At 72.6% G+C, this 19765-nt stretch carries 13 protein-coding genes; 7 read left to right on the top strand and 6 right to left on the bottom strand.

Translation table 11 applies throughout. The annotated features are described in order from the left end of the window. Positions 1-279: 279 nt before the first annotated feature. Positions 280-1236: a LacI family DNA-binding transcriptional regulator gene (locus AERO9AM_RS02530; RefSeq protein ID WP_159577324.1), complete on the bottom strand. Its 957-nt coding sequence runs from the start codon at positions 1234-1236 to the stop codon at positions 280-282. A gap of 213 nt (positions 1237-1449) precedes the next feature. Between AERO9AM_RS02530 and galT the strand changes: the two genes are divergently transcribed. The 3 genes from galT to galE all read left to right on the top strand — a co-directional run bounded on the left by galT (position 1450) and on the right by galE (position 5151). Beyond that, positions 1450-2712: a galactose-1-phosphate uridylyltransferase gene (galT, locus tag AERO9AM_RS02525; protein WP_159577323.1), complete on the top strand. Its 1263-nt coding sequence runs from the start codon at positions 1450-1452 to the stop codon at positions 2710-2712. Continuing rightward, on the top strand, positions 2709-3947 hold the full coding sequence (gene galK / locus AERO9AM_RS02520; RefSeq protein ID WP_159574749.1) for a galactokinase: 1239 nt from the start codon (positions 2709-2711) through the stop codon (positions 3945-3947). The genes galT and galK overlap by 4 nt, the downstream gene beginning before the upstream one ends. 226 nt (positions 3948-4173) lie before the next feature. Next, a complete protein-coding gene (gene galE, locus AERO9AM_RS02515; protein ID WP_159574748.1) occupies positions 4174-5151 on the top strand; it encodes a UDP-glucose 4-epimerase GalE in 978 nt (325 codons plus the stop codon). A 104-nt stretch (positions 5152-5255) separates the two neighbouring features. Here galE and AERO9AM_RS02510 read toward each other — a convergent pair whose 3' ends face one another. Continuing rightward, on the bottom strand, positions 5256-6890 hold the full coding sequence (locus tag AERO9AM_RS02510; RefSeq protein ID WP_159574747.1) for a carboxylesterase/lipase family protein: 1635 nt from the start codon (positions 6888-6890) through the stop codon (positions 5256-5258). Positions 6891-6942: 52 nt separating this feature from the next. Next, a complete protein-coding gene (locus AERO9AM_RS02505; RefSeq protein ID WP_159574746.1) occupies positions 6943-8250 on the bottom strand; it encodes an MFS transporter in 1308 nt (435 codons plus the stop codon). A 188-nt stretch (positions 8251-8438) separates the two neighbouring features. Between AERO9AM_RS02505 and AERO9AM_RS02500 the strand changes: the two genes are divergently transcribed. Together AERO9AM_RS02500 and AERO9AM_RS02495 are read left to right on the top strand one after the other, a co-directional pair. Beyond that, a complete protein-coding gene (locus tag AERO9AM_RS02500; RefSeq protein ID WP_159574745.1) occupies positions 8439-9005 on the top strand; it encodes a TetR/AcrR family transcriptional regulator in 567 nt (188 codons plus the stop codon). Between the two features lie 139 nt (positions 9006-9144). Then, positions 9145-10656: a carboxylesterase/lipase family protein gene (locus AERO9AM_RS02495; protein ID WP_236602449.1), complete on the top strand. Its 1512-nt coding sequence runs from the start codon at positions 9145-9147 to the stop codon at positions 10654-10656. Between the two features lie 151 nt (positions 10657-10807). Here AERO9AM_RS02495 and AERO9AM_RS02490 read toward each other — a convergent pair whose 3' ends face one another. Next, positions 10808-14299, bottom strand: coding sequence for a bifunctional proline dehydrogenase/L-glutamate gamma-semialdehyde dehydrogenase (locus AERO9AM_RS02490; RefSeq protein ID WP_159574743.1), 3492 nt, complete (start codon positions 14297-14299; stop codon positions 10808-10810). A 269-nt stretch (positions 14300-14568) separates the two neighbouring features. Between AERO9AM_RS02490 and AERO9AM_RS02485 the strand changes: the two genes are divergently transcribed. Both AERO9AM_RS02485 and AERO9AM_RS02480 read left to right on the top strand, forming a co-directional pair. Beyond that, positions 14569-15465, top strand: coding sequence for a LysR family transcriptional regulator (locus AERO9AM_RS02485; RefSeq protein WP_159574742.1), 897 nt, complete (start codon positions 14569-14571; stop codon positions 15463-15465). Between the two features lie 142 nt (positions 15466-15607). Next, positions 15608-17350 carry a PHP domain-containing protein gene (locus AERO9AM_RS02480; protein WP_159574741.1) on the top strand — a complete coding sequence of 581 codons (1743 nt, stop codon included), beginning with the start codon at positions 15608-15610 and terminating at the stop codon, positions 17348-17350. A gap of 194 nt (positions 17351-17544) precedes the next feature. On the opposite strand, the gene AERO9AM_RS02475 is transcribed toward AERO9AM_RS02480, so the two are convergent. Further along, complete coding sequence (locus AERO9AM_RS02475) at positions 17545-18474, bottom strand: DNA-methyltransferase (RefSeq protein ID WP_236602674.1); 930 nt, start codon at positions 18472-18474, stop codon at positions 17545-17547. 191 nt (positions 18475-18665) lie between these two features. Further along, the gene (locus AERO9AM_RS02470) at positions 18666-19715 is read right to left on the bottom strand and encodes a lipoate--protein ligase family protein (protein ID WP_159574739.1); all 1050 of its coding nucleotides are present in this window, start codon (positions 19713-19715) and stop codon (positions 18666-18668) included. Positions 19716-19765: the final 50 nt, after the last annotated feature.

The raw sequence follows: 19765 nt of genomic DNA, 5'->3' as shown, positions 1-19765 counted from the left end.
CCGCTCTTCAGGCCCCAGGTGGGTAAGCGCTTTCCTCTTGGGTCATGGTGACACAGGAATGCGCTTTCCGCAAGGGTGGCCCGGCTGGCCGCCCCGGGGCACGCCTGCCACGGACGTCGCTCCCGGCCGCCCCGGGGGCCGCCTGCCACGGAGGTCACCCCCGGCCAATCGGGGACCCCCTGTCGCTCAGGTCGCAATATCTGCGCCAAAAGAGCGGCAGGAAGAGCAGAAAGTGCGACCTGAAGGGAAGCCGCGGATCCGGACGCGGGGCGAACGGGGCTAAGCGCTCGCGCGCGCGACCAGAGTCGGCACGAGCAGCGCCGGATCCGACACGTCCTGGCCCTCGACGCGGTCGATGAGGATCCGCACGGCACGCTCGCCCAGGGCGGCGAAGTCCTGCCGGATCGTCGTCAGCGGCGGACGGAACTGCGCGGCGTCCGCGATGTCGTCGAACCCGAGTACCGCCACATCCTCGGGGATGCGGCGCCCGGCGTCGGCAAAGGCGCGCAGCACCCCGAGCGCCATCTGGTCGTTCGCGGCGAAGACCGCCGTGACATCGGGGTCCGCGGCGAGCGCACCGCCCAGGGCGTGTCCGGAGCCGGCGCTCCAGTCCCCGCGCAGCGGCGCCGGGATCCGTGCACCGCGCGCCGCCAGCTCCTCACGCCAGCCGCGCTCGCGCTCCGCCGCGGCGAACGAGTCGGCCGGGCCGGCCAGATGGTGCACGGTCGCCGCGCCGCGGTCGAGCAGGTGCGCGGTCGCGATGCGGGCGCCCGCGGCGTGATCGGTTCCGATGACGGTGAACCGGGGATCGGCCGGAGCGTCCACGACGACGAGCGCGAGGCCCGCCGGATCCGCGTCGCGCGCCAGGGCGGACGCCTCGTTCAGCACGATGGCACCGTCGACGCCCTGGTCGTGGAGCCGGTCGAAGGCGTCGCCGATGCGGCCGGCCGCCCCGAGCGTCACCACGGCGAGCGCGTAGCCGCGCGCCTCCGCCGACTGAGCGACGGCCTGCAGCAGTGCGGAGTTGCCGACCGTGGCGAGCGTCTGCGCCACCACGCCGATCGTCATCGACCGCCCGGTGCGCAGGGCGCGTGCGGCACGGTGCGGGCGGTAACCGAGCTCGGCCATCGCCGCCTCGACCCGTTCCCGCGTGGCCGGATCCACTCGCGGGCTGTCGTTCACGACCCGGGACACGGTCTGGCCGGAGACCCCGGCGCGCGCGGCGACCGTCGCCATCGACACCCGGCCGCTGGGCTTGGGTCCGCGACGGGAGCGACCTGCGGGAGCGTGGGGGGCGCCCTCGGGAACGCCATCGGCGATCCGGCGCAGCTCCTCGAGCTCGTCGTCGTGCTTCGCCATCGCCCCGCCTCTCCCCTGCCGGTCCCGAGCGTACCGTTCTCAGGAGTGTTGACGCTATCACGCGCCATGCCCTATCGTGTTTACGTGAACATGGATCCTTCTCCTGAGTTCGGTGCGCCCGGATCGACCGCCGCCTCCGGCAACGACGGCGCACCCACCGGGTCTCCGGCGGCTGACGCCGTCCTCGCGGTGACCACGCTCGGCGCCGGCGTCGTGAAGCGCTCCACGCGCCTCGCCGACGGACGCGATCTCGTCTACTACGACGACCCTGGCACCGCCCTCGGCCCCCAGCGGAGCGTCGACGCCCGGATCCTGGATCCGCGTCCCGAGACGGCGACCATGCGGCAGGACGTGCTCACCGGCGACTGGATCACCTTCGCCACCAAGCGCCAGACCCGCGTGATGATGCCGAGCGCGGACGCGGATCCGCTCGCGCCGCAGTCGGCGACGAACCCGTCCGAGGTGCCGTCGCGCTACGACGTGGCCGTGTTCGAGAACCGCTCCCCGTCGTTCGGGCCCGCCCTCGCCGCAGCCGTGGGGACCGCTCCGGAGGCGGCCGACCCGCCGCGGGGCCTCGACGACCTCGAGACGCTCGGGCTCGGACGCACCCGCACCAGCGTCGGCCGGTGCGAGGTCGTCTGCTTCAGCCCCGAGCACTCCGGCTCGTTCGGCACCCAGTCGGTCACCCGCGCCCGCACGGTGATCGAGGCCTGGGCCGACCGCACGGCGGCCCTCTCCGCACTGCCCGGCATCGAGCAGGTGTTCCCGTTCGAGAACCGCGGCGAGGCGATCGGGGTGACCCTGCCCCACCCGCACGGCCAGATCTACGCGTACCCCTACGTCACCCCGCGCACGCAGCGGCTGCGCGAGAGCATCGCGCGCGCCGGCGACGACCTGTTCGCCCGCATCCTCGACGCCGAGCAGGGATCCGAGCGCGTCGTGCTGCAGGGCGAGCACTGGACCGCGTTCGTGCCGTTCGCGGCGCGCTGGCCGCTGGAGGTGCAGCTGCTCCCGCACCGCCACGTGCCCGACTTCGCCGCCCTGGACGACGCCGAGCGTGACGAGCTCGCGCCGCTCTACCTCCGTCTGCTGCGCGGAGTCGACGCGCTCTACGACTCCCCCACGCCCTACATCGCGGCCTGGCACCAGGCCCCCGTGCACGTCGGGCGCGACACGATCCGCATGCGACTGGAGCTCACCAGCCCCCGCCGCGCCGCGGACAAGCTGAAGTTCCTCGCCGGATCCGAGGCCGCCATGTCAGCGTGGACCGCCGAGATCCTGCCCGAGGATGCGGCCGCGCGCCTGCGCGACGCGATCGCCTCCGTCCCCGAGCCCGCCGAGGAGACCCGATGACCGGCCCCACCGCCACCCGCACCCCCGCCGGCGAGGCCGTCGCCGGCGCCACGGACCTGTTCCACGCCCTCACCGGATCCGAGCCCGAGGGCGTCTGGTCCGCGCCCGGGCGCGCGAACCTCATCGGCGAGCACACCGACTACAACGACGGCTTCGTGCTGCCGTTCGCGATCCAGCACCGCACCGCCGCCGCCGCCCGGCTGCGCGGCGATGGCCGGATCCGCGTCGCGTCCACGTTCGCGCCCGAGCCGGTCGAGGTCGCGCTCGCCGACCTGGATGCGCTGTTCCGCGCCGGGGGTCGAGGGACCGGTGCGCCCTCGGCGCCCACGGTTCCGGAGTGGGCGGCGTACCCCCTCGGCGTGGCCTGGGCGCTGCGCGCGCTGATTCCGGACTGGGCCGGCGGCACACTGCCCGGCGTGGACATCGCGATCGCGTCGGATGTGCCCGTGGGCGCCGGGCTGTCGTCGTCCGCCGCGATCGAGGGAGCCGCGGCGTCCGCGCTGAACGAGCTCTGGGGTCTGGGCCTGGATCCGGTCACGCTCGCCCAGGTCGGCCGTCGCGCCGAGAACGAGGCGGTGGGCGCCCCGACGGGGATCATGGACCAGATGGCGTCGATGCTCGGACACGCCGACGCTGCGGTGTTCCTGGACTGCCGTTCGCTGGAGACCCGCTCGATCCCGCTCGGGTTCGCCGAGGCCGGGCTCGAGGTGCTCGTGATCGACACCGGCGTGAAGCACGCGCACTCCACCGGCGGCTACGGCGAGCGCCGCGCCTCGTGCGAGCGCGGCGCCGCCGCGCTGGGCGTCGCCGCGCTGCGTGATGTGACCCCGGCCGACCTGCCGCGCGCCACCGAGCTGCTCGACGACGTCGACTTCCGCCGTGTGCGCCACGTGGTGACCGAGGATCAGCGCGTGCTCGACACGGTCGCCGCCCTCGCCGCGGACGGACCGCGCGCGATCGGCGATCTCCTGGTCGCGTCGCACGCCTCGATGCGGGACGACTTCGAGATCTCGATCCCGGAGCTCGACACGGCCGTCGACACCGCGCTCGCGCACGGGGCGGTCGGCGCACGGATGACCGGCGGCGGCTTCGGCGGAGCGGCGATCGCCCTCGTCGACCACGATCGCGTCGCCGCGGTGTCCGACGCCGTGCGCGCGGCCTTCTCCGCGGCCGGCTTCGCGGAGCCGCACCTGTTCACGGTCGTCCCCTCCGACGGCCCGCGACGCGACGTCTGACCGACCTCCCCGTGTTTCGAAGAGCGCAAAGGGCCGTATCCGGCGCCCGAGTGCAGCCATTTGCGCTCTTCGAATCCGGATCCGCCCCGGCGTTCCCACAGGGAACGCACTGAGAGAATTGACCGGCGGCACGCCCTGAGGACGCACCGCCCGCACCGAAGACGGAACGCCCGAACCCACGGCAGACCGCACGAGCATCGGCGGAATTCCCGAACGAAGGAGACCCATGTCCTGGCTTGTCACCGGCGGCGCCGGCTACATCGGATCGCACGTCGTGCGCGCACTGTCGGAGTCCGGCCTCACCCCGGTCGTGCTGGACGACCTCTCCAGCGGCGTGGCGTCGTTCGTGCCCGAGGGCGTGGCGTTCGTGCAGGGCAGCATCCTCGACCGCGACCTCGTGGAGCGCACGCTGCGGGAGCACGCCGTAGCGGGCGTCATCCACGTCGCCGGGTTCAAGTACGCGGGCGTCTCGGTGCAGCGGCCGCTGCACACCTACGCCCAGAACGTCGAGGGCACCCGGGTCATCCTCGAGGCGATGGCCGCCGCGGGCGTCGCGAACATCGTGTTCTCCTCGAGCGCCGCCGTCTTCGGCACCCCCGATGTGCCGCTCGTGGTGGAGGACACCGAGAAGCGGCCGGCGAGCCCCTACGGCGAGTCGAAGCTCATCGGCGAGTGGCTGCTGCGCGACCAGGCCGTCGCGACGGCCGGATCCGACACGCCTCTCGTGCACACCTCGCTGCGCTACTTCAACGTCGTCGGATCCGCGGATCCGACGGTGTACGACGTGAGCCCGCACAACCTGTTCCCGATCGTGTTCGAGAAGCTGCTCGCGGGCGAGACCCCGCGGATCAACGGCGACGACTACGCCACCCCGGACGGCACCAACGTGCGCGACTACGTGCACGTCGGCGACATCGCGCTGGCTCACGTCGCCGCGGCGCAGCGCATGATCGCGGGCGAGCCGATCGAGCCCGCCTACAACCTCGGATCCGGCGACGGCCTCTCGGTGCGCCAGATCATGGACGCCATGGCGCGCGTCACCGGCATCGACTTCACTCCCGAGGTCGGCCCGCGCCGACCCGGCGACCCCGACCGGATCGTCGCGACCGGAGAGCTGGCCGCGCGCGACCTGGACTGGAAGATGCGCCACACCGTCGACGAGATGGTGCGCTCCGGCTGGGAGGCCCGCCGCAACGCCGGCTGAGCCGGGACCTCGTCCTTCGTCTCGCCTTCGGCTCGCTCAGGAACCGGGACCTCGTCCTTCGGGTCGCTCAGGGACCGGCGACGAGACGAAGGACGCCGTCATCCTCACAGGAGCGGTCGCACCGACGCGTAGGCGTCGCGCTGATCGTGCGAGGGCGTGTCGAACACCCGGGCGACGCCGTCGCGGTCGTACCGCGGCCAGCCCGGATCCCGGCCCGCGATGAAGGCGACCGCAGCGGCGTGCACCTCGTCCGCGAGCGCCTGCGGAGGGTTGGCCCCGGCGAGCGGCTCGATCGCCGGTCCGTCCAGGCAGTCGAAGAAGAACGGCACGTCGAGGCAGTGCTCGGCGAAGCCGAAGGCTCCGGACGGCCAGGAGAAGCGGTAGACCCAGGTCGGCGCGGTGCCGCGGTCGGCGGTGATGCGCAGGATCGCACGGCGGAACATCCTGTCGGTGAGCACCCGCCCGGCCAGGCGCGCCTTGCCCTTCGCCACGACGTCGGCGTTCGCGGCGAGGTAGGCCTTCCGCGCGGCCTTCGCCACGCCCAACTTGCCCAGCAGCAGGTTTGTCGGCACCCAGCGCAGCGCCTTCGCGGCGTCGCCCATCGCCATCGTGAACTCGTCGTCGGTGGCTCCGAGCACGAGCGGCTTGTCGGATCCGATTCCCGCGCGCAATGACTCGGGAGTGGGCCGCCGGATGAGGTCGCCGTCGACGACCGGGCCGAGCGGCAGGCCGTTCTCGACGATGTCGCCCATGTCGCCGCCCTCGAAGGCGGTCGCCTTCTTCTGCAGTGCGAGCACGCGGTCCTCGTCCAGCATCGCCCAGCCGGCGCGGGTGGGAGCGACGCCCGCCGCCTCCGCCAGCGATCGGCCGAACGCCTCCGCGCGCTCGGCCGGCACATCGGCGAGGGCGCCGGAGATCGCGTACACGCCATGGAACAGATGCTGCGCCTGCTCCATGCCGAGCAGGGTCAGCACCGCGCCACCACCCGCCGACTGTCCGGCGATGGTCACCCGAGCGGGGTCGCCGCCGAACGCCGCGATGTTCTGCTGCACCCACTCGAGCGCCAGCAGCCAGTCGCGCACGCCGCGGTTCGACGGGGCGTCCTGGATCCAGCCGAAGCCGTCGAAGCCCAGCCGGTACGAGATCGTGACCGTCACGACCCCGTCACGGGTGAAGTTGCGACCGTCGTACCAGGGGCTGGCCGGCGATCCGGCGAAGTAGCCGCCCCCGTGGATGTACACGAGCACGGGCATGCCGGTCGCTGAGCCGGTCGAAGCGCCCGCGTCGAGATCGGATCCGGGCCCTTCGACGAGCTCAGGGACCGGACCGACGAGCACCGGCATGCCGGTCGCTGAGCCGGTCGAAGCGCCCGGTCCCGCGGGGATCGCGGGCGTGTACACGTTGACGTTCAGCGTGGCGTCGCCTTCGATGCTGGGCTCGGGGATGAGCGTCACACCGGGATCGCCGCGCTGCGCGGTCGCCCCGAACTCGGCGGCGTCGAGCACGCCCTGCCACGGCGCCTTGGGCACGGGTGCGGCGAACCGCAGCTCGCCCACCGGGGCCTCGGCGAACGGGATCCCGAGGAACGCCGCGGAGCGCAGGTGCCCGCGAGGGCCGGATCCGGGCGCGGTGGTGTCGCGCCAGCGCCCGCGCACCCGGCCGGCGCGCGTCTGCACCTCGGGGTGCGTCAGGGCATCGGCCGCCGTGTCGTGCAGGACGGTGGTCTGAGTGTTCTCCATCGGGAGTCCTTTCGTGGCGGAGGGTGCGCGGAGCGGATCGCGGGGGGTAGCGCTACTTGACGCCCTTGATCGGGGCGATGGCGACCGCGCCGAGCACCGCGAACACGATCGCGAAGACGAACAGCACCGGATAGCCGCCGAAGGATCCGATGATGACGGCCGCGATCGGCGCGCTCAGCGCCTGCGGGATGTTGGTCGCGACGTTGAGGATGCCGAGGTCCTTGCCCGCCGAAGTGCCCTCGTCCGGCAGCACCTCGGTCATCAGCGCGGCGTCCACCGACATGTACAGGCCGAAGCCGACGCCGTTGACGATGCTCATCAGGATCATCCCGGTTATGGTCGGCATGATCAGCGGGAAGGCGAGGCCCGCCGCCATGATCACGGTGGCGACGTAGATGAACGCCTTGCGGCGACCGACCCGGTCACTCCACCACCCGGAGAGCGCGATCGCGATGAGCGTGGGCACGAACGCCACGAGCGTCAGGGTCATCACCGCGCCCTGCGCCTCCTGCAGCGGGAGCTTGATGTAGTCGGTGAGGATGTAGAGCTGGTACGCCGAGACGACGAAATAGCCGAGGATCAGCAGGAAGCGCCCGGTGAACGCCCAGAAGAAGTCGGGGTTCCGGCGCGGGTCGATCCAGAACCCGCGGAAGAACGCACCCCAGCGGAACGGCTCGACGACCGCGTGCTTCGACGACCAGTCCTTGTTCAGCAGCGCGAAGAGGACCGTGACCACGATCACGGCAATGCCGAAGACCGCATAGCCCAGGCCCAGCTGCGCGCCGAGGCCGACGGCGAGCATGACGCCGACCGTCATGCCGAGCTGCGTGCCGAGGCCGATCATGGCGCTCGCGCCGCCCCGCTTGGCGCGCGGGAACCGGTCGGCCGTGATGGTGGTGAGCGGCGACTGCAGGAAGTTCAGGGCGACCTGGATCACCACCCAGAACACGGTGATCCAGATCAGGTCCTGCAGCGAGCCCATGCCGAGCAGCAGGACGCCGCCGACCAGGGCGCCGAGCACCATCCACGGGATGCGCCGGCCGAACCGCGAGCGGGTGCGGTCGCTGAGCGCGCCCGCGATCGGCTGCGCGAACAGTGTGAAGACGAACGACGTCGTGGTGACGATCGCGAGGTTCGCGACCTTGTTCTTCTCGTCGAGCAGCAGGATCTGCGTCGGCAGCAGGATCGCGATGAGTCCGCCGTAGGTCGCGAACAGGGTCATCGAGGCGACGAGCAGGCTGGGCAGCAGACGCTTGGTGGCGGGCGGGCTGGCCGCCGGCTCCCCGGCGGCGGGAGCGGCGGTGCGGATGACGCCCGTCGGCGCGATCTCAGCGGCGGGATCCTGCGGGGTGATGGTCATGACGGCTCCTCATTGAGCGGATCGGGAACGGAGGGGGCGGTGAGCAGATCGCGGCGGATCCGAATACCGAACGGTGTTTGGAATCTGAATCGGGACGATTGTGGCACCGAAAACCGAACAACGCAAGGGTTTCGCGTGAAGAACCCGATCGGCGTTCGCGTTTCCTCGGCGGCGGATACCCTGGCTCCATGGCCAAACGAGGCGCGTACGCGAAAGGCGTCGTCAAGCGGGAGGAGATCCTCGAGGCAGCCCTCGAGATCGTGGGCAGGCTCGGCTACCGCAACGCCTCCGTGCGCGAGATCGCCGATGCCGTGGGGCTGAGCCCCGCCGGCCTGCTGCACTACTTCGGCACCAAGGAGCAGCTCTTCGTCGAGATCCTGCGCGCCCGCGATCGGCACGACATCGAGACCGAGGACGACGGCGACTTCTTCACCACGTTCCTCGCGGTGATGCGGCACAACCGCGACGTCCCCGGGCTCGTCCAGCTCTACACCCAGCTGCAGGCCGAGGTCGGCGACCCCGACCACCCCGCCCGCGCGTACTTCCTGGAACGCACTGAGACGGTGCACGCCGCGGCCCGCGCCACTATCCTCGCGCAGCAGCAGGACGGGCTCATCCGCGCCGATCTGGATCCCGAGTGGATCATCCGCGCCGGGCACGCCCTCGCCGACGGGCTGCAGAACGCGTGGATGCTGGATCCGACCATCGACATGGCCGCCGACGTCGAGCAGTTCTTCGCCCTGCTGCGGCCCTGAGTCGCCCCCTTCGTCTTGTCGCTGCGCTCCTCGCTCAGGGACCGGGTTCGGGTGTCCCGCGATGGCCGGTCCCTGTACGAGCGCAGCGAGACGAAGGCCGCGGCGGGCACCCCGCAGGGCGGCCGGATACGCTGAACGGGTGACCGCCGATCCACCGACCGCCGACGCGCCCGTCGCCCAGACCGACGCGGGCGCGGTGCGCGGATTCTGGCGGGGCGAGCCGGGAACGCCGGGGGCGTCCGCGGCATTCCTCGGGATCCCCTTCGCGGCGGCGCCCGTCGGCGAGCGCCGCTTCGCGGCACCCCAGCCGCCCGCACCCTGGGCCGGCGTGCGCGACGCGACGGCCTACGGACCCACGGCGCAGCGCGGCGACAAGGGCGAGACGCTGATCCCCGAGCCCAGCATCCCCGGATCCGCGACGCTGAACGTGAACGTCTTCACCCCGGCGCTGCCGGACCCTGAGCGCATCGAAGAGCCCGGACTGCCCGTCCTGGTGTGGATCCACGGCGGCGGCTACGTCGACGGCTCCCCGGCGAGCCCCTGGTACGACGGCGCCGCGTTCAACCGCGACGGCGTGGTCACGGTGACGATCTCCTACCGCCTCGGCTTCGACGGCTTCGGACTCATGGACGGCGCGCCCGCGAACCGCGGCGTGCTGGACTGGATCGCGGGGCTCGAGTGGGTGCAGCGCAACATCGCCGCGTTCGGGGGCGACCCCCGCCGCGTCACGATCGCCGGGCAGTCGGCCGGCGGCGGCGCCGTGCTCACGCTCCTCGGCCTCGAGCGCGCCCAGCACCTGTTCCACGCGGCGATGGCGTTCTCCCCCGCGCTCGCCGACATCGACCCCGACCTCGCGCGCCGGCGCACCCGTGCCCTGGGCGAGCTGCTCGAGTGCGCTCCCGACGCGGACGGCTTCCGCACCGTGCCCGAGCGCACCCTGCAGCGCGCCCAGCCGAAGGCCGCCCTGCTCGGCGCGACCCGGTTGCGCGCGCTGCTGGCACCGCTCGTCGACGGCCTGCCCTGGGGCCCCGTCATCGACGGCGACGTCCTGCCGCGCCCGGCCGTGCAGGCGCTGCGCGACGGGGTCGGATCCGACAAGCCGCTGCTGATCGGCGCCACCGATGACGAGTTCACCATGACGCTCGACCGGGCGCCGCGGGCGCTGCGGTTCGTGCCGGCCGCGCTCGCCCTGCTGCTCCTCAGCCGCGACCGCGCGATGCGGCGCTCCTATCTCTCCGCGAACCGCGCGCAGCGCCGCCGCGGCACCCCGGCGCTGCTCGGCCGGTTCGTGAGCGACCGGGTCTTCCGCGCTCTCGTGGTGCGCACGGCGCAGGCGCGCGGCGACGCCCCCACCTGGGCGTACCGCTTCGCCTGGGTGTCGCCGACGAAGGGGTGGTCGTGCCACTGCCTCGACGTGCCGTTCTGGTTCGACGTGCTCGACGACCCGTTCGTGGAGCGCCTCGCCGGGCCCACGCCCCCGCAGCACCTCGCCACCGAGATGCACGCCACCGCCGTGCGGTTCGTCGCCGAGGGCGACCCCGGCTGGCCGCAGTGGCGGACGGATCCCGGGCTCAGCCGGGTCTTCGGGGCCGGCCCTGCGGAGCCCACCGTGTCGAACACGGCCTACGACGGCGCGCTGCCGCTCGCCTGACCGTCCGGCGCCCTTCGTCTCGTCGCTGGTCCCTGAGCGAGCGAAGCGAGACGAAGGGCTCGCTCAGGGACCGGAACCGGTGTGCCCCGGCGGACGACGAACCCGCCGCCCATGGGAGCCGGGCGGCGGGTTCGGGTTCGGGGGGATCCGGTCAGTCGATCGGATCCAGCATCGGGATCTCGTGGCGGTGCGGGGTGCCGAAGCGGTGCGCGGTAACCGAGACCGCCTGCTCGCGCAGGAAGGGGAGGATCTCCACACGGCCCGCCGCGACGACCGGGTTGGCGTACAGCGCGAGGCTGGGGGATCCGTCCACGGCCTCGGCCGTCGACGCCGGGCCGGCGCCGATCAGGCGCACCCGGCCCCCGCGCGCGGCGAGGCGCTGCGCGTGCGCGGCCCAGGCGGCGGCGTCCTCGGTGGCCACCGCCACGTCCTGGGTGCCCAGCCACGTGGCCACGGCACCGGGCAGCGGCGCGAGCGTCGAGACCGTGACGCGCGCGCGGGCACGGCGTCCGGCGGCGACCACGCGCACGAGCTCCGCGATGCGCGCGCCCTCGAAGCGCACCGTGACCGGGACGGCCTGGTAGCGCAGCGCGTTCTGCTCGGTGACCAGCCCGGTGGCGTCCCGGACGACGCCGAACTCGTCGGCCCACGCGTCCATGTCGGTGGCCAGCGCGCCGCGCAGCCAGGCGATGTCGTCGTCGGCGGTGCCGGACGCGGCGAGCGCTCCGACCGCGGAGGTCGCGAGCGCGTCGAGCTCTCGGGTCGTGGACACGGGCGCGTCGACCCACTCCGACAGGCCGACGAGGTAGTTCGGGCCTCCGGCCTTGGAACCGGCGCCGACCGCGGCCTTCTTCCAGCCGCCGAACGGCTGCCGCTGCACGATCGCACCGGTGGTGCCGCGGTTGACGTAGACGTTGCCCGCCTGGATCGAGGCGAGCCACTGCTGGATCTCGTCCTCGTCGAGGGAGTGCAGGCCGCTCGTCAGGCCGTAGTCGATGTCGTTGACGATGTCGATCGCCTCGGCGAGGGATCCGGCCGTCATGATGCCGAGCACGGGGCCGAAGTACTCGACACGGTGGAACTCGGATCCGCGCTTCACGCCGTCGCGGATGCCGGGGCGCCACAGCTGCCCGGCGTCGTCGAGCTTCTCCGGCTTCAGCAGCCAGCTCTCCCCCGGGTGCAGCGTGGTGAGCGCGCTCAGCAGCTTGCCCTCGGCGGGGCCGATGAGCGGGCCGATGCGGTTCGAGCCGTCCTCGGGCGAGCCCACGTCGTAGGCGCGCACGGCGTCGACGAGCTGGCGGCGGAACCGCTCCGAGGTCGCCGCCGAGCCCACGAGCACCACGAGCGACGCGGCCGAGCACTTCTGCCCGGCGTGCCCGAAGGCGGCGTAGGCGACGTCCTTCGCGGCGAGGTCGAGGTCGGCCGACGGCGTCACGATGATCGCGTTCTTGCCGCTCGTCTCGGCGAGCAGCGGCAGGTCCTTGCGGAAGCCGCGGAACAGCTCGGCGGTCTCGTAGCCGCCGGTGAGGATCACGCGCCCCACGGCCGTGTCGCTCACGAGCTTCGCGCCGAGGTCGTTGCGGGCGGGCCCGTCGAACTGCACGTACTGCAGCACCTCGCGCGGCACGCCGGCCTCCCACAGCGCCTCCACCATGACGGCGCCGGAGCGGCGGGCCTGGCGGGCGGGCTTGATGATCACCGGGGATCCGGTCGCGAGCGCCGACAGCGTGGATCCGGCCGGGATCGCGACGGGGAAGTTCCACGGCGGGGTCACCACGGTGAGCCCCACGGGCTGCATGACGGCGCCGTCGACGTGCGCGAGCTTGCGGGCGCTCTCCGCGTAGTAGTGCGCGAAGTCGATCGCCTCGGAGACCTCGGGGTCGCCCTGCTCGATGACCTTGCCGGCCTCGGATCCCATGACCTCGAGCAGCTCGGCGCGGCGGGCCTCGAGCACGTCCCCGGCCTTGTGCAGGATCGCGGCCCGCCCTTCGGCGCCCAGTGCGCGCCAGGCCTCGCCCGCCGCGACCGCGGTGGCGATGGCCGCGTCGACCTGCTCCGGCGTGGTGAACGTGTTCGCCGCGACGGTGTCGTTCCCGAGCGTGGAGCCGGCCATGCGGGCACGGATCGCGTCGCCCCAGGCGCGGTTCGCGGCCAGCGACGGATCGGTGTCCGGAGTGTTCTCGAACACGTAGCCGGCGGGGTCGGTCGCGGGCGCCGGAGCGGTCCGGTCCTGCACGCGGTTCGGGCCGGGAACCTCGGTCGGCACCGTGCGGACGGAGGCGAGGAAACGCTCCTTCTCGCGCTCGAACAGCTTCGGATCCGCGTCGAGGTCGAAGACCGCCGACATGAAGTTCTCCTGCGACGCCCCCTCCTCCAGCCGGCGGATGAGGTACGCGATCGCGACGTCGAACTCGTCCGGGTGCACGACCGGTGTGTAGAGCAGGAGGGATCCGACGGTGCGCTTGACGACCTGCGCCTGCGCGGAGGCCATGCCGAGCAGCATCTCGAACTCGACGCCCTCGGTGACGCCGCGCTTCTGCGCGAGCAGCCAGGCCAGAGCGATGTCGAAGAGGTTGTGGCCCGCCACGCCGATCCGCAGGTTGCCGATGTGCTCGGGGCGCAGCGCGTACTCGAGCACGGCCTTGTAGGAGGCGTCCGACTCCTGCTTGGTCGACCAGGTCGCCAGCGGCCAGCCGTGCGACTCGGCGTCGACGGTCTCCATGGGCAGGTTCGCGCCCTTGACGACGCGCACCTTAATCGGCGCGCCGCCGTCGGCCACGCGCTGGGCGGCCCACTCCTGCAGCCGGATCATGGCGCCGAGGGCGTCGGGCAGGTACGCCTGGAGCACGATGCCGGCCTCCAGGCCCTTGAACTCGGGGCGGTCGAGGATCGAGGTGAAGACCGCGATCGTGAGGTCGAGGTCCTTGTACTCCTCCATGTCCAGGTTGATGAACTTCGGGGATCCGTCCGGCATCCCCTTGAGGGCGATCCGGTACAGCGGCAGCAGCGCCTCGGCGGCGTCGGCGACCGCGGCGTCGAACGCCCACGGGCTGTGCGGGGCGACGGTGGACGACACCTTGATCGAGACGTAGTCGACATCGTCGCGCTCGAGCAGACGGCGGGTGCCCTCGAGACGACGCTTCGCCTCCTCGCGGCCGAGGATCGCCTCGCCGAGCAGGTTGATGTTGAGCTTCACGCCCTGCGTCTCGCGGATGTGCGCGATGGCCTTGCCGAGCTTCTCGTCGCGCGCGTCGACGATGAGGTGCCGCACCATCTGGCGCAGCACGGCGCGGGCGGCGGGCACGACGACGCCCGGGACCATGCCGGCGGTCGCGCCGCCCAGGCCGATCGCGGCCTTCATCGGCGCAGGCAGGAACCCGGGGGTCAGCGGCACGAGCTCCTTGAGCTTGGCCGCGGCGACCTTCAGATCCTCGGGGCGGACGACGCCGTCGACGAAGCCGACCGTGAAGTCGAGGCCGTTCGGGTCGCGCAGCACGCCGGCGAGGCGCTGGCCCGCCGCGTCGACGGGAACCTCGCGGCTCTCCACGAGCCAGGTCTTCACGAGCGCGACGGCGTCGTCGGCGAGGGCGGAGAGATCGTCGATGCCGGCGGCGGCGCCGGCAGCGGTTTCGGTGGCGGTCATGGTTCCTCGTGGGGTTCGGGATCGCGCACGCGCGCGGGGGCTGCTCCCAGGATGGATCCGATCTCCCTGCAGGAAAAGCGACGTTTTATGACGGATAATGTTCGCTATATTCGACGCTTTCACCACCCGTCGCCACCCTGACCGCGAGACGGCAACTGAACGACGAGACTGCACCCGAGAGCCGCAGTCTCGTCGCGGAGGTGCCGTCTCACCGTCAGGTGGCGCCGGCAAGGGGGCGCCGACAACGGTGCACGGAGAGAGGAGCACCCATGTTCGAGCTGCGCCGGCTGCGGCTGCTGCATGAGTTCGCCCTGCGCGGCACGGTGGCCGAGGTGGCGCGGTCGCTGTCGTACAGCCCGTCCACCGTGTCGCAGCAGCTCGCGCTCCTCGAACGCGAGGCCGGGGTCGCGCTGCTGGAGCCCGATGGACGCCGGATCCGGCTGACCCCCGAGGGCCGAGTGCTCGCCGCGCACGCCGCCCGCGCTCTGGAGCTCGACGAGCAGGCACGGCAGGCCCTGACCCAGGCGCCGGCCGAGGCGGTGCGGATCAGCGCCATGCCGACCGCCGCCGAGACGATCGTGCCGGCCGCCCTGACCGCCCTCGCGGTGACCCACCCGCACCTGCGCGTCGAGATGACCGAAGCACCGCCCGAGGAGGGCCTGTTCGAGCTCACCGCCCGGCGCTTCGACCTCGTGATCGCCGAGCAGTACCCCGGCCACACCCGTGAGCGACACCCCGGCAGCGTGCACGAGCTCATCGGCGAGGACCGGATCCGCCTCGTCCTGCCGCCCGGGGAGCCCGCGCTCTCGCTCGACCGGCTGCGGGACCGTCCGTGGGTCATGGAGCCGACCGGATCCGCGGCACGGCAGTGGGCGGTGCAGCAGTGCCGGGCGGCCGGGTTCGAGCCCGATGTGCGCTTCGAGGCCGCCGACCTCACCGCGCACGTGCGCCTCATCGAGGCGGGCCACGCCGTCGGCATGCTGCCCGACCTCATCTGGGGCGACGCCCCTGCCGGCGTCACCCTGGCGGAGCTTCCCGGATCCCCCGTGCGCGAGGTGTTCACGGCCGTGCGGGAGTCGGCGCGCGGCTCCGAGGCGATCGGCGCCGTCCGCGCCGCACTGGCGGAGGCGTTCGCGCAGCACCGACGGCCGGGGCGGGGTCGCTGAACCCGAGGTCCCGAGCCGCGCCGGCCGGCCCGGGTGCGCGCGGCAGCGCCCACCGGCTACGGACGGGACATCGGATGTTTCCCCGCCGTCCATCTCGGATGTTTATGGTCCCGAGCGTCCCCGACTCCGAAGGAAGCGCCCGATGCACGCCCATGACGCCCCGCACTCCCACGCCCTCGACGCCGACGCCGAGCTCCGCGCCCTCGGGTTCTCCCGCCGCGACATCCTCCGCACCGCGGGAATCGCCCTCGCCGCGGGCGGCCTGTCCGCCTTCGGCGGGGCGGGCGCGGCGATGGCGCGCACGGCGTCCTCGCGGCCGACCGCCGACCCGCAGCTGTCCTGGCTCGTGGGCGACCACCACGTGCACACGCAGTTCAGCCACGACGCGAAGTACCGGATGGCGCAGCAGCTCGACGCCGCTCAGCACTACGGGGTCGACTGGCTCGCGTTCACCGAGCACAGCAACTTCGCCCACGCCGAGCGCGGACTGCCGACGGCCCGCGAACTCATCCAGCAAGAGCGCGACGCTCGCGGCATGCTGATCTTCCAGGGCCTGGAGTGGTACATCCCCGCTGCCGAGCATGCGTCCGTGCTCATCACGCCGGGTTCCGACGACATCCGGATCCTCCGCGCATTCGAACTCGCCTGGGACGGCAAGCTCAACGCGTGGGACAAGCCGCAGACCGACGCCGAGGCCGCCGAGTTCGCCCGCCGAGCCGCCGAAGCGGTCGCCTGGCTGGGCGCACAGAAGGCAGCCGGCACGATCGGCGACGCCGTGGTGCTCGCGAACCACCCCATGCGTCTCGGCATCGACTCCCCGCATGAGCTGCGCATCTGGCGCGACGCGGATCCGGACATCTTCATCGGCATGGAGGGGGCGCCGGGCGCCCAGGGTTCTGCGATCAGCCAGAACGCCCGACCCGGCGACCAGCGCGGTGAGTACGTGAACGCCCCGCGTCCGGACAGCTGGGCGGGCTACCCCGCCGACGCCTACCGGCCGTACGGCGGTTTCGACTGGGCGACCGCCACCGTCGGCGGGCTCTGGGACGCGCTGCTCGCCGAGGGTCTGCCCTTCTGGATCACGTCCAACTCCGACAACCACCTCACGGTGAAGGACACCTGGCGGATCGGCGACTACCCCAGCGGCGAGCCGTACGCCAGCCTGCCGAGCGAGTTCGACCGCTGGGCGGTGCGCGGAATGCGGCCGGATCCGGTCGACACCGGCCTGCCCCAGGGCGGCAGCGACTTCTGGCCCGGTCAGTTCTCGCGACTGCACACCGGCGTCACCACGCGGTCCTACGCCGGGGTGCTCGAGGCGATGCGTCGGGGCCGCATGTGGGTCGACCACGGCCACCTCCTGAACGGGCTCGACGTCCGTGTCGGGGCCACGATGCCCGGCAAGGGCAACGGCCGCGGCAACGGCAATGGCGGCGGCTGGGGCAATGCGGCCGGCACGACGGTCACGCTCGGCGGCCGGCTCACGGCGAAGCGCGGGCAGGACGTGGTCGTCACGATCACCGTGACCGCGACGGACTACGAGAACGCGGCCGGGATCCTGCCGCAGCTCGCGCACGTCGACGTGATCGCGGGCCCCGTCACCGGCTCCACGGCCGACGCCGACGCGATGCGGGCCCCCGGGACGCGCGTGGTGCGGCAGTTCGACACCACGGGCCGTCGTGGCACGTTCACCCTGACGCACGTGTTCGAGCAGGTCGACCAGCCGTTCTACCTGCGGCTGCGGGGCAGCGACGGCAATCGGCACGGCGCCGGCTACTACGGCGCCTCCGTCGACCCGGCCGGCCCCCAGCGTCACGGCGACGGCGAGGGCGACCCGTGGACCGACACGTGGTTCTACGCCAACCCGGTGTTCGTCGACGTGCGCTGACACAGCGTCGGCGGGCGGTGCGCCCCCGCGCCGCCCGGCCCCTTTGCCTCCAGCCGCCGCACCCCACGCTCAGGTCGCAGAAAGTGCGCCAACCAGCGCCGGGAACCGCAGAAATCGCGACCTGAACGGCGGCGACATCACCGACCGACTCCGCGGCGTCGGGCGGTGCGTCTCGCGCCGCCCGACGCGGTAGCTCAGCCCTCGCGCACGGTCGCGTGCGGGAGCCGCTGCCGCATCACGCGTACGGCCTCGGGGCTGACGTCGACGAGCAGGGCGTCGCGGCCGAGCGCCGCGGCGACGGCGCCCGTCGTGCCGGATCCGGCGAAGAGGTCGAGCACCCGGTCGCCGGGGCGGCTGGACGCCTGCACGATCCGGCGCAGGATCCCCTCGGGCTTCTGCGTCGGGTAACCGGTCTTCTCACGCCCCGTGGTGGGCACGATCGTGTGCCACCACACATCGGTGGGGAGCTTGCCGCGCTCGCGCTTGGCGGCGCTGACCAGGCTCGGCGCCATGTAGGGCTCGCGCTCGACGTCGTCGACGTTGAACACGTGCCCGCCGGGGGTCTTCACGTAGACGAGGATCGTGTCGTGCTTCGTGGGCCAGCGGGTGCGCGGCTTCGCTCCGTAGTCGTAGGCCCAGATGATCTCGTTCAGGAAGCAGTCGCGGCCGAACACGGCGTCGAGCATGACCTTGGCGTAGTGCGCCTCGCGGTAGTCGAGGTGCAGGTACAGCGTGCCGTCGTCGGCGAGCAGCCGCCAGGCCTCCTCCAGCCGTGGCATGAGGAAGTCGCCGTAGTCGTCGAAGCGGTCGTCGTAGGCGTGCAGCAGCTCACGCACCCGCTCGTAGCGGTGCCCGTGGAAGCCGTGGTTGATCTCGCGCGCCCCGGTCGCCGCCTTCCCGACGGCACTGTTCAGGCTGGAGTCGCTCGCGTCGGCCGATTCCGGCCCAGATCCGGCCCCGGCCCGGTCAGCCTGAATCGTGCCGGCAGGCCTGTCGGCACGACGGCTGGAGACGGCATGCCGCTCCTGCGTGCGGCCGGTGTTGAACGGCGGATCCAGGTAGACGAGGGTGAAGGATGCGTCGGGCAGGGTGCGGGCGACGTCGAGCGCCTCCCCGTGCACGATCTCGACGGCGCCGAGCGCCGGCTGGGTCGAAGCAGCCGTGCGGGCCGTGGTCGCTTCGACAGGCTCAGCGACCGGGGAACCCGCCGCGGGCGCTTCGACAGGCTCAGCGACCGGGGAACCCGCCGTGGTCGCTTCGACAGGCTCAGCGACCGGGGGACCCGCGGGCGCGGCGACCGGCTCCGACGAGCCGCTCACGGAACCCTGTGCAGCCACGCCTCGGTGCCGAACTTGGTGCGCACCAGCTCCTCGGCCGCCGCGTACTCGTCGTCCGCGATCGTGCCGTTCTCCGCGCTCGTGAGCGACCGGAAGGTGTCCTTGAAGCGCTCGATGATCTCGGCGCGGCTGAGGCCGGTCTGGCTGCGCAGCGGATCCACGCGCTTGGCTGCCGAGGCGGTGCCCTTGTCGCTGAGCTTCTCGCGGCCGATCCGCAGCACCTCGGTCATCATCTGGCCGTCGATGTCGTAGGAGAGCGTGGCGTGGTGCAACACCCCGCCGTTGGCGAGCCGCTTCTGTGCGGCGCCGCCGATCTTGCCGCTCGGGCCGGCAATGTCGTTGAGCGGCTGGTAGGTGGCGTCGATCCCGAGCGAGCGCAGCGCCTGCAGCACCCAGTCGTCGAGGAACGCGTAGGAGTCTGCGAAGGTCATGCCCTGCACGAGCGACGCGGGCACGTACAGCGAGTAGGTGATGATCTGGCCCGCGGCCATCATCATCGCTCCGCCGCCGGAGATCCGCCGGACGACGTCGAACCCGTGCTTGGCGGCACCGGCCGGATCCACCTCGTTGCGGTAGGACTGGAAGGATCCGATCACGACCGCCGACTCGTCCCACTCCCAGATCCGCAGGGTGGGACGGCGCCGCCCCTCGCCGACCCGGGTGGTGAGCACCTCGTCGAGGGCGAGGTTCATGCGCGGGGAGACCGCCTTCTCGTGCAGGATCTCCCAGTCGAAATCGCGCCAGCCGGGCGCGGTCACGAGGGCCCGGCGCACGGCGGTGCCGACCGCCTCGGGGGTGAGTCCCAGGAGCTGGGCGCCCTCGGGGAGCGCCGCGCGCACGGCGGCGGCGATGGCGGCGGCGTCGGTCTCGACGGGGAGGCCGGTCACCGCGGCGTTGATGTCGTCGAGTGCGTCGTCCGGCTCGAGGAAGAAGTCGCCCGCGAGCCGGAAATCGGCGATCGCACCGTCGGTCACCTCGAAGTCGACGACGACCAGCTTGCCGCCAGGAACCTTGTACTCACCGTGCACCGCTCCAGCCTACGCGGCAGCGTGCGCGCACGGATCCGCAGGCCGGCCCC

The sequence above is a fragment of the Microbacterium sp. 8M genome, from assembly GCF_902506375.1.
In the GTDB taxonomy this organism is placed as follows: domain Bacteria; phylum Actinomycetota; class Actinomycetes; order Actinomycetales; family Microbacteriaceae; genus Microbacterium.
This window is presented reverse-complemented; position numbering and strand designations above follow the sequence as displayed.

Bases quoted from the DNA above. Each gene is read 5' to 3' on its own strand.
- AERO9AM_RS02530 (WP_159577324.1), bottom strand. From the start codon at position 1,236: ATGGCGACGGTCGCCGCGCGCGCCGGGGTCTCCGGCCAGACCGTGTCC.
- galT (WP_159577323.1), top strand. From the start codon at position 1,450: ATGGATCCTTCTCCTGAGTTCGGTGCGCCCGGATCGACCGCCGCCTCC.
- galK (WP_159574749.1), top strand. From the start codon at position 2,709: ATGACCGGCCCCACCGCCACCCGCACCCCCGCCGGCGAGGCCGTCGCC.
- galE (WP_159574748.1), top strand. From the start codon at position 4,174: ATGTCCTGGCTTGTCACCGGCGGCGCCGGCTACATCGGATCGCACGTC.
- AERO9AM_RS02510 (WP_159574747.1), bottom strand. From the start codon at position 6,890: ATGGAGAACACTCAGACCACCGTCCTGCACGACACGGCGGCCGATGCC.
- AERO9AM_RS02505 (WP_159574746.1), bottom strand. From the start codon at position 8,250: ATGACCATCACCCCGCAGGATCCCGCCGCTGAGATCGCGCCGACGGGC.
- AERO9AM_RS02500 (WP_159574745.1), top strand. From the start codon at position 8,439: ATGGCCAAACGAGGCGCGTACGCGAAAGGCGTCGTCAAGCGGGAGGAG.
- AERO9AM_RS02490 (WP_159574743.1), bottom strand. From the start codon at position 14,299: ATGACCGCCACCGAAACCGCTGCCGGCGCCGCCGCCGGCATCGACGAT.
- AERO9AM_RS02485 (WP_159574742.1), top strand. From the start codon at position 14,569: ATGTTCGAGCTGCGCCGGCTGCGGCTGCTGCATGAGTTCGCCCTGCGC.
- AERO9AM_RS02480 (WP_159574741.1), top strand. From the start codon at position 15,608: ATGCACGCCCATGACGCCCCGCACTCCCACGCCCTCGACGCCGACGCC.